This window comes from Paraburkholderia sp. NMBU_R16 (assembly GCF_013282575.1).
Lineage (GTDB): Bacteria > Pseudomonadota > Gammaproteobacteria > Burkholderiales > Burkholderiaceae > Trinickia.
Genome location: NZ_JAAAYE010000094.1, coordinates 1 through 10,419, shown reverse-complemented (window position 1 = coordinate 10,419; position 10,419 = coordinate 1). Strand labels below are relative to the sequence as shown.

The following is a 10,419-nucleotide window of genomic DNA, read 5'->3' as shown; positions in this document are numbered from 1 at the left end:
AGTTGCCCACCGCCGGCCGGCGTCGTGGTCGTGATAGGCGACCCGCCGACCGACCGTGGACAACTCGCACAACCACTCAACCTGGAGGACATCAGCCCGGTCGAAATTCAACTGCTTAACCGTCCTCGGAAACGGGTCACCCCCAAACATCACCCACTCGGAATTCAAAAGAGGCTGACATATTGATATGCAGTTGACAGCCAAAAGGAAAGACTAGCCCGCATTCGCCAGTCGAAGCTGGCTCTGCGGATTCAATGGAAAAGTGCTGACCGACAGACGATGGTTTCGCAGTTGACGAAGGGAAATTTTCACCGATGAGGCGACACAGCCAGCCCAGAGGTTGGAAAATCTGACGCGACGAGCGAAGGAGCTGCACCTCGCGCTCAACTGTCGCGCGTATTTTGAACTTATCGAATTAGTGTCCGCGCGGCCGCAGCCCGGCAAGATGACCGGAGGATGGAGACGTGGAGTTCGTCGCGGTTGTTCGGCGAGCAGGTGCTTCATTCCCTCGAACTGCAAGATGATATGGTGTTCGCCTACTATGTAAAAGCGCAGGAATATCGATCTTCACGCCGTCGAATGCGGCGAGCAACGTCCAATTCCGATCGACATTCCTGTACCAATTCAGTCCTCCACTAAAACCGGTTCGAGAGAACGCCACAGCGTAGAAGTCCACATCGTCTTCGCTGAGCCACGATGGCAGTCTCGGTGGAGACGCGAACGCTCTGTGGCCGTTCGCGGGGCACCATGCCGGGCCGGCGCGATGTCCGGCCGGTACGTTGCGCTGATACCCCATCACCGCTCGATGCGTACAGCAAGCCGCGCAGATACGCTCGCACGTCGCGCTGCATGTCCGCTTCGGCGATTCCGCGGCGCTGAAAATGCTGCTGATAGAACACCTCGTCCGCTGTCTCGGGTAGCGTCCTCAACGGATAGACTTGCGCGCGCTGAATAAAAGGCACACTCAAGCCAACGGCTGCGGTGAAACGATCGCGACGCAGCAATGCGGCATGCCACGCTACCGGTGCGCCCCAGTCATGTCCGATGATCGCTGCCTTGTCGATACCCAATGCGTCAAGCACACCGACGACATTGCCGACATGATGCAGTATGGTGTATTCGGCGACGTCTTCGGGAACTTCGCTCTCGCCGTAGCCACGCAAGTCTATTGCGATCGCGCGAAAGCCGGCTTCGGCAAGCGTCGTGCAATGCCGACGAGCCAGCACCGCCAAGCGGCGCAGGCATTGATTCATTCCATCGACATGACGAAAGTTATGCGGTTTCCCGCCGCCCGGCGTATCGGTCTCGGGTGCACACCTGCGCGTTGGCCAAAAAGACCAACGAGCAACCGACGATCAGCCGGCTGCTTCTGTCTCGCTGATGGTGAAGCCGGGCATACGCGATTCGGCATTCCTGCATCACTCTGCGCTAGCCCGAGAGGATCCTCGAGCAACGATTACCGCCATCGATTGCCGCTGGGTGGTGGTACAGACCCTGGCCGTGACTCTTCGTCTACAGACGGCAACTGGGCATACCAACTCGTCGGTGCGTGTCGCTGGGTGGTGACCCACGATGGGTCAGGGTCCGCCGGGGCCAGCGGTGGTGTATGACGTCCGTATTCCACTCGCGATCCGGAGGGCGTAGAAGGTCTCTCGCTAGACCTGTGCTGCGATCCGCTACTCGGATGAGATCTGGTGCTGCTGCTCGAGAGCCCGAAGACCGGGGCTGGGGGGCACGGTGTCGAGTCCGATGGCCGATAGTGAGCCGCCGAGCCCGATGGCCGATAGTGAGCCTGATGGTGAGCCGTCGCGCTCGATGGTTGATACCGAGCCGCCGAGCTCGATGGTTGAGATGGTTGAGATGGTTGAGATGGTTGAGATGGTTGAGATGGTTGATACCGAGGGGCCGCGCTGATAGGCAAGGCGGAGCCCGTAGTTCTCGATTGCATTCCATGGAACCCCTGCGAGGTCTTCGGACGAGGTGGCCGATCTGGTTGCGGGGGCTGCCGATGCTGATTGGTGTCGGGGGTACGCGATGAGCTGTAAGGTCCAATTCGTCCGCTTGACATGGGTATAGCAACTCCTTTTAGTTTGACGCAACATTGTGCCCAGGCGGCCTGTTTCATCAAACGCGCCTGACGGACTTCGAAAGCGGTGACACGAAGTTCAGTATCCTTCTGCTTCCAGCCCTTCCCCCCAACGACGGCGAACAACGTCTCCGGATTGCGAAGGCTCGTGACAGCACATACGCCACGACGAATCTTCGAGGAGACAAGCGACATCGGAAGCTGCGCAGCAAGGTCCATTCACGTCCACGTAACACTTGAATGACACACTGGCTGGTTTCAAATGTGCCAGGCCGCGTCCTGCGAATCTCCAATGATGCGAGTTCCACGTTCGGGTCCGCCTGACGATACGTCATCCCCTATTTCAGCTTCCATTAGCATCCAGCCGAGGCAAGACGGTCCAGCGGATTTCCGCGCGCGGCGGCCGCGTCCGCTTGCAGCGATCGACACCGGTTTCGTATCGGCGCTTCGCGAACTGCAAGCGTCGCGAAGCGTTGCTGCTACGGAACCCGGAACGCGCGGCTTCGTGACGAATCGCCCTCCAAAGAGCTTTTCGCAAAAGCTTCGATCCAACATCGCTGACCTGCTGCGTCCGGAGCGGGTTATCGCGCGCAGCATGCCTGACGACTCTCTGGCAAATATCGCGAGATCATCCAACGGCCGCATGAAAAAGGAAGCGCTAAAGGAAATCGGCAAACGGGAAAAGTGGACATCCAGCGAGACGGTCGGCGCGGGAAATGTCGACAACGCGCCCCCGACGTCGGTCCATGGCACACGTCCAAGTGCAAACGGTTTTCATATCGTTGGCGTCGGCACAACGTGTTCAACTGATCAGCCAAGCCGATTCGATTCGAGGGCAAGCGGCTCCGAAGTTCGTACCGAGCCGTATTCCGAATCAGTCGATCGGGGCGATCTGCTCGCGCGGAGGATCAACACGGGAGCGAGCGCGCTCGCAACGCTTCCGGCGATCAATCAACGGCCGCAGCGTTCGGCGCCCATGAGCGCGATGATGAAACTACCGGGCATGAAACGCGTGCTGATGCCAAAAGCGCCGCGCGAACTGATGAATCAGGATCCCGCCTATGGCCCTGCGAAGGGAGGGAACGATGGTCTTCGCGGAGACGTCCTGGTTGATGCTGAAAGAGCCGAGAGACCGTCGAGCACGATGAGCGAGGCGCTAAATGACCGGCCATCCGCCGACGCTTTGTCATACAGGTCACTCGATCTCGGCATGCATGCGCTGTCCTCGAACGTTCTGGACCGTAAGATCAGCGCATTTGAACATCGGATCACGGCGTTGAAAAGCGGTGTACGAGAGGACAGGGAAGCGCTTCCCCAGGTCATTGATCGACTCATTACCCAAAGAAGCGATCTCGAGAAAGCACATTCGGAAACGTTGGAGAGACTTGCTTACGCTCGAAGCGAGTTGAGAAGCGTCGAGTTGTTGCTCGAGGATGCGCGAGGGCGATCCGCCGACGCGGCGCGTGTGCCGCAGTTGGCCCCGCGAGACGACGTCTCCAACGTGAGTCAGCTCGGGCAGCGGCTTGCCGCGGCCGAACAGGATGTCGAAGCCATTGAACAGGCGCTGCATGCCAATTCACGTGTCCGAGCCTATTTGCATGAGGAAGTCTATCGCTTGACCGTTTTCGCGCGTGGAAGTCAGCGGAAATTCTCAGCGGTGGCGGCGGACCTCGAAAGGGCCGAGGTATGTGTCAAAAGCAAAAAGGCGGACGTGGCCGACAACCTCAAGTCCGATATCAACCTGGCCAAGTTGCGGAGCAAGGCCGACACCGCAGCGATAGCTGTGTCCGCGCCAGGCTTTGCGCCCGAGGATCTCGCAAGCCACGGTAAGCCACTGCTCGACATATTGCGCATGATGGCGGATCTATTGCCCGAAGACGACATCGCGGTCGAGCGCGCATTGCCCCGTGTGGCTGTGATGGAAATGATTGTCCGCGGTCTCGCGGTGGCGACGGGCAGCGACGTCGAAAAAGCTATCGAACTGGCCGAGGCCTTGATGAGCTGTCCTTTGAATCAATGGGTTCCACTGCCCAACGACAAGACGAGCGAAAACGCGCCGTATAGGACACCAAACGAATCGATGACTGAATTGTTCTGCACGATGGCGGCGATTCCGCGCGGTCTAGATGCGCTCCAATTCATTGCGGGAAGCGCTGCTGACGACGCGATTGCAGCGCAACCGCTGGAGCCAGCCCAACTCGCTGCGCTGCAGGCCTACTGGCAGGCATTCCGGGCTCGACGATCGGAGACGCTCGAGAACGTGAGGGCGTGGCTTGGCGACGCGATGGACGTCGCGGCCCATCAGGTGCGCAATGCGAAGGAGAGCGTCGTGTTCGGGACCGACGGAATTCCGCTCAAGAAGCAAGCGGCGTTCAACGCTGTGCGCAACGGCTTCCTCTCGAATGCGCCGGGTTCCGACTACGATTTGAGCAACCGCAACCTGATCAATCAGACGAACGTCATCAAAGGGCAGAAGCCACCGCGCCCGGTTGTGCTCAAATGGCTCCCGCGTTCAGCGAATCCCGGCGAGGACGCGTCGCCGTTTCATCCTCGATCTCTTCGGTTTGCTCAGAAACTGATGGAGGCGCAGGGAATGCCGACGAGGAAGTCGCTGGCGGAAGACAAGATCATCGCAACGTTTTCGGCACTTCGAAATCACGCTCAAAGCCACTTGGACCGCCTACGAAAGTCTGCTTCGGACACTGGAGGAATTCCTGCAGCACGCGAAGCCGATCGCCAGCTGTGCTCGGTCATCGTGGCGTTGAGCGATTACGTGATGAACCGGACGCGTAACCTGGGCGCGAGCATTCGATTTCCGGTGAGTCCGAGAAGCCTCAATTACCGCAGTCCGATGGCCCCGCGCAGCTTCGATCAGGTCAAGCGCTTGTACGATGCGCACTTTGACGCGGAGGATATGGCGCAAATACGGAAGATGGCTTCGCAGGCGCAATCGTCGTCAAATACGGCGGTTGCGTCGATCGAGGCAGGTGAGCTTATATGGGGCAAGGCGGCGGTGCTGCCGCCAGTGCTGAACGCCTCCGCGGGACAAAAACGAGTGCCGATCGTCGAAGTGATGAAGGCACTGCATGAAGCGATCGAAGGCAGCACCGACGAAATGAAGTCGGCGATGGGGCCCGCGCTGGAAGCGTTGCGCCGCGATGTGGTGGGTCGGGATGCCAAGGCTATGGAGAAGCCCAAGTCCTTGCCGAAGGACGGCTCAGGACGCCTCCAGCCGCGTCCGCGTGGCCAGGCTTTGGCAAAGCACGGCACGATCGAAGAAAGCATCAGCAAAGCGAAATCATCAAGCATCGAATCGAACGAGGACATAGAAAATTTCTTCCGACCCATGCTCGAAGCGGCTCGTCTGCGCGATCAAGTGACGTTGACCGGCGGCGGGACTATCGGCTTCGGCATTCCGATACTGGCACCCGTGACGCCGGTGTTCCCATTAAGCGCGCAGGCGCATCTCGCCTCGAAGCGCTCGGAATCTTTCCTGCAATTCAAGAACCCGACCTTTGCCGCGGAGATCATAGCGGGTAGCGTCGTTTCCTGGCAGCACGACGCGAGGGTCGCGGTGGGCTATCGGCTGCCCTTCGGCGCAGGCACTTTCACCGCGTCCGGCAATGCGCGGCTCGATGCGTCCCGATCGACTACCGTCTACACGACGCTCCGCACATTGCGCGGCAAGGATGAGCGCGGCAATCGCAAGGTGCAGGAGTCAATCGACGACAACCTGAAACTGCTCGATATCCTGCTCAGATGGCCGGACATGACCGACGAAAAGGGCGAGCGATACGATTTCGAAGATCCGCTGCAGGCGATCTTTGCGCTAAGTCCCGATACGGTGGTGGCCTCTGGTGAGAAACGCAGCCGTTCCAGGCAAGGGACGCTGGAGGCAAGAACGGCGGTGCGCGGCCGTGTGCCGGGGCACCATTTTTCGGCCGGCCTCTCGGTGACGCCTGTGTCCGTTAGGGTGGCGAAAGCTTCGGAGCAAAATACCGAGCGCACGGGCTACGCGCACCAACGAGCGGAAGATCGCAACGACCAGGCGCTCCAACGTATTGGCTTGTCGACGCAGGTGGGATTCAATGGCGTGCCGTACAAGCACAGCTTCGTGAGCCCGCGCACCGACAGCCAGACCGGCGCCGAGCAAGGCCGCACAACAGGAACGGCTCGCGTTTATTTGATCGGCAACCTGCTGGAATACTCGCGCGAGCTGTGTTCGAATCTCGAAAAAAATGGAGCGACACGTTTCTCGATCGGTGACGCCACGGGCGGAAGCGTGGACCGCGTCTATGCCAGCCCGAAAGACTTGTTAGCGGAGATAGAGTCCAACCGGGAAGATTGGCTGATCCGTTGTCTCGACGTCTTGCCGCGTGCGAAGGATGAAGACCCCGGCACGAGCGAACGCCTGGCACGCGCTGAAAACCTTTTGGACCGGTTCGCCGCAGGCCTGTGCTCGGTCGGCGCACACCCCAACTTCCAGTTCAACATCAAGTACGAAATGCAGCCGCGTATGAGCGGCATGATTGACGGTCTGCGTGCGGTGCAAGCGCTGGCCGAGCGCCAGGGAGACAAGCCGGCGCGGGAGCGGGCCCGCAGCGCAATCGGCGATCTTCTTTCCTATCGTGCAAGTTGGGCGCCGAAGAACATGACCCTGCGTAGCAGGGGCAAGCTCTCGCAGGAGACCGGGATCGACTTTTTTCTGCGCTGGCAAAAAATTGCTTCTGCTGAAACGAGCCGCGTTGCGCTTGCGTTTCCCGTCTGATGGCGACACTCGTGGGCAAGGCGGGCGCGTTCGCGTTTCGATTCCATAGTTCGCGGTGCGTACTCAATCCGCATATGAACGGATCATATTTTAGATTCCCACCGGTTTCAGGCCGCGCGGATGGGGTATCACCTGGATCGAGGGGAGCCTTGCGTTCGTCTTATCGTTGGTCGTGGAGACGGAGTCATCGCTATCTAACATTAAGGCACTGACGAAGTAGCAAGGAGCAATGCTGCAGGGTCATTTCACTTTAATCTCGGAGTTCAACATGAAATCTTTACTGGTAAAAGCATTTCTGTCGTTGGCGACCCTTGGTACGATTGCATTCATGACGGGGGTTCCCTCTACGGCCATCGCTGCTTGCAGAGGGTCTTTGTGTTATTGATTTGACGGAAAACCAACGGTCAGGTGTCACATTAGCGTAGGGTGGGCAGTCTGCACGGTCATTCATTTCTGCGCTTACCTATGAAGGCTGACGTCGCTACATAACGCCAGCCTTCATCGTAAAACCAATCAATAGAACAACTACTTCAGAATGTCACAACAGTGCGCAGTCCAACCACTGCCTCATTGCCGACGCGCGAGCCGTTGTCATTTGGATTTGGAATGCCACCGCCCGGGCGGTAGAAATACTGCAATTCTCCCTGCAATATCCACCACGGTGCGACCTGATATTGATACGTTGCCTCGATCACGGTCTCGGCCGAACGAACTGGGTAGCCGGGTATCTCGAACTTTGCCGTGTCGCGATCCAATGCACTCGCGCTCGAGCTGACGTTTGCATAGCCGAGTGCCAGGCCGACGGAGTCATTGTCACGGCCCTTGAAGGGGGCTTTGAGCACAACGCCGGCATCGATGTGGAAGTCGAGTACGTTTCGGTTGCCGGGTGCGCCCATCACGCGCGTGAATACGCCAACCGATTGTGGGCTGCCAGCACTCGGGCGCCATACCATCTGATCTGCGACCGCATAGATGCTGAAGTTGCCGCGATGTGTGGCGGGCACGCCGTTCGACGCAGGGCTCGCAAGCGATACGCCGTTGGTGTCCAAGTGCTGATCCGCAAAGCGCCCGTTGTTGTACCAGAAGCCGAGCTTGTAGGTGCCGGGTAGCCCGCTTGGCTGCACTGCGCCTGACCCGGCCGCCGGTGGTTGATTGATAGCGTATTGGACTTCCCCTATCATCATTGCATCGTCGTGCAAATTGAAGCGCGTGCCGTCAGGATTCAGCTGCTGTGGATCTCCATTGCCTGGCGCAGGGTTGCCGTCGAAAATGCCGCCAAGAATCGTCGTCGAAGTGTTCGGCTTGAACCGTGCGCGCAGGCCGAACGACGACAACGGATAGGCAGGGCCGCCAGCGGGCAGGTCGGTGGCAGCCAGTACGGGCCAGCCGAAAGTTGCGTTCGCGAAGGTGCTGGCGTATTGACTGACAATGAATTCCTGATCGAGGCTTTGTTGGCCAATCTTTACATCGAAGTTGTCGCCCAACGCTTGCTGGTACCAGAGTTCCCAAAGACGCGTCGTGGCCTCTGCCTCCGCGCCGCTCGCAGCTTGTAGCGAATTCAGGCGCGAGGCGGTGATGCCATGACCGTGAATTTGCAAGGCGTCGACGAAAAAAGTGCCGCCTTTCAGGCCGAATGCCTTGTCGGTGTCGGCGTTAAGACCGAACTGCGTGACGCCATCGTAGGAAACGCCCCTGGACAATCCCCCGGAAAAATTGCCGTAAAGTTCGCTGGTTTCCTGCGCATTGAATGTCACGCCATGGTCCGCGAGCATCGTGCGCAAGCCGCCCATGTCGCCGAGCAGGTTCGAGCGCTCCCACAGGCCGGTGGGGGCGGCATTCTGGCCAGCCGTGGCGGTGGCCGTCGGCTCCGATTGCGCACGGGCCGGCGTGGTCCCAACCGTCGCGAGCGCGATCGCAAGCGCCGCGGCCGCGTAGATCGGCTTCGTATGCACGGGTAGTGGAGCCGTCTGCTGCGTCGAAGGGTCGTTTCTTGTGAGTGTGTGAATCTGGATCATTGGCGGGTATCGATCGATATTGACGCTGCGAGACGGCTATCTCGACAGGTTATCCGGCGATGAGCGGGGGACGACCAGTTTTCGGCGAAAGCTCATGATCAGCGTGCCATTCTGATTCCTGCCGATGGTTTCGACATCGACCACACCTCTTTCGGGGCGTTCGGGGACCGTGGTTTTGGCGATGACTTCGCTTTCACAATACAACGTATCACCATGCATCATCGGGGCGACGTGATCGATTTTTTCGAAACCCATGTGCGTGATTGCCATGCCGGCGACATCGGCTTCGAATAGCCCAAGCAGCAACGAGAATATGTAGCTTCCGATTACCAGCGGCTGCTGGTGTTTGGTCGCGACCCTTGCATAGTGGGTATCGAGATGGAGCGGATGCCTGACCATCGTGATCAGAGAGAACAGATGGTGGTCGTATTCGGTGATCGTCTTCCCCGGCCAGTGCCGGTAGATGTCGCCTACCCTGAACTCTTCGAATGATCTGCCGTAACTCACGTGCGCAGCTCCTTTTGGTTGCTCAACGCTGATTGCCCATCTGCTCCACGGCCGGCATCCAATGGATCGACAACCCAGTCGCCCAGTGCGAGTTCCATGGTAATTCCGGGCCCGAATCCCGCGATGATCCCCGTGGCGTCCGACGCCGGACACTTTTCGGCGACTCGGCGCAACACGTCGAACACTGCCGCTGAGGCGATGTTGCCGTAACTCGATAGGGTGTCCCAGCTGTCTTTCAGCGCCTCGAGCGACACTCCACCCTGTGAGCGCAGAGCGTCGAGCACTCGCGGTCCACCTGTGTGGATGACATGAAAGTCCAGGTCCGCCAGATCGCAGTCATGGTCGCGGACAAACTGAACGAGTTCGGGCATGACCTGCTGAATTGTGCCTGGAAGGCCCTTGTTCAATCGGAAGTGAAACCCGGTATCTTTCGTCTCGTAGGCGATCCAGGTGTCGGTGCCTGGCACGATGTACGAGGCTTGAGCCCTCAGACGAACGCCGGTACCACGACCGTCGCCGCGAACGACGGCAGCAGCTACCGCATCGCCAAACAGCCCGTTGGATAGCAGGCTACCGACGTCTAGGTCGGCGGGCTGATAACAAAGCGAGCAGAACTCGTAGGCGACGATCAGGGTATGGGTTCCCGGGTGCGCGATGCAAAAATCCGACGCTCGATTGATGGCTGCTGTGCCGGCGGCGCAGCCCAGCTGCGCGATCGGTAGCTGTACCGTGTTCGTGCGAAAGCCCAGTTCATTGATCATCCAAGCCGTCAGGGATGGCATGAGGAATCCGGTACACGAGACGAGCACGATCGCATCGATTGCGTCAGCACTCAGCCCTGCGTGTGCAAGTGCCTGGGCCGTGACCGATGGAATGCGCGGCTTGGCCTGCGCTTCGATGGGGGTGACCCGTTTCTGAGGACGGTTAAGCAGTTGAATTTCGACCGGGCTGATGTCCTCCAGGTTGAGTGGTTGTGCGAGTTGTCCACGGTCGGTCGGCGGGTCGCCTATCACGACCACGACGCCGGCCGGCGGTGGGCAACT

The 10,419-nt window shown here is 59.2% G+C and carries 7 protein-coding genes; 3 read left to right on the top strand and 4 right to left on the bottom strand.

Features of this window, described 5'->3' with window-relative positions; translation table 11 throughout:
• The coding region (locus tag GWC77_RS29170) for a hypothetical protein (RefSeq protein WP_217283414.1) at positions 1–186 on the top strand (186 nt) is incomplete at its 5' end.
• 449 nt (positions 187–635) lie between these two features.
• Here the strand turns inward: GWC77_RS29170 and GWC77_RS25900 are convergent.
• Positions 636–1,253, bottom strand: coding sequence for an alpha/beta fold hydrolase (locus tag GWC77_RS25900; protein ID WP_173261733.1), 618 nt, complete (start codon positions 1,251–1,253; stop codon positions 636–638).
• A gap of 496 nt (positions 1,254–1,749) precedes the next feature.
• Here GWC77_RS25900 and GWC77_RS25895 point away from each other — a divergent pair, with 496 nt between their 5' ends.
• The gene (locus tag GWC77_RS25895; protein ID WP_173261730.1) at positions 1,750–1,914 is read left to right on the top strand and encodes a hypothetical protein; all 165 of its coding nucleotides are present in this window, start codon (positions 1,750–1,752) and stop codon (positions 1,912–1,914) included.
• Positions 1,915–3,062: 1,148 nt separating this feature from the next.
• On the top strand, positions 3,063–6,854 hold the full coding sequence (locus GWC77_RS25890; protein ID WP_173261727.1) for a hypothetical protein: 3,792 nt from the start codon (positions 3,063–3,065) through the stop codon (positions 6,852–6,854).
• A gap of 530 nt (positions 6,855–7,384) precedes the next feature.
• Here the strand turns inward: GWC77_RS25890 and GWC77_RS25885 are convergent.
• The 3 genes from GWC77_RS25885 to GWC77_RS25875 all read right to left on the bottom strand — a co-directional run.
• On the bottom strand, positions 7,385–8,869 hold the full coding sequence (locus GWC77_RS25885; RefSeq protein WP_173261724.1) for a carbohydrate porin: 1,485 nt from the start codon (positions 8,867–8,869) through the stop codon (positions 7,385–7,387).
• A 36-nt stretch (positions 8,870–8,905) separates the two neighbouring features.
• A complete protein-coding gene (locus tag GWC77_RS25880; RefSeq protein WP_173261721.1) occupies positions 8,906–9,376 on the bottom strand; it encodes a MaoC family dehydratase in 471 nt (156 codons plus the stop codon).
• A partial coding sequence (locus GWC77_RS25875; protein ID WP_217283413.1) for a type III polyketide synthase occupies positions 9,373–10,419 on the bottom strand: 1,047 nt, incomplete at its 5' end. The genes GWC77_RS25875 and GWC77_RS25880, both read right to left, overlap by 4 nt.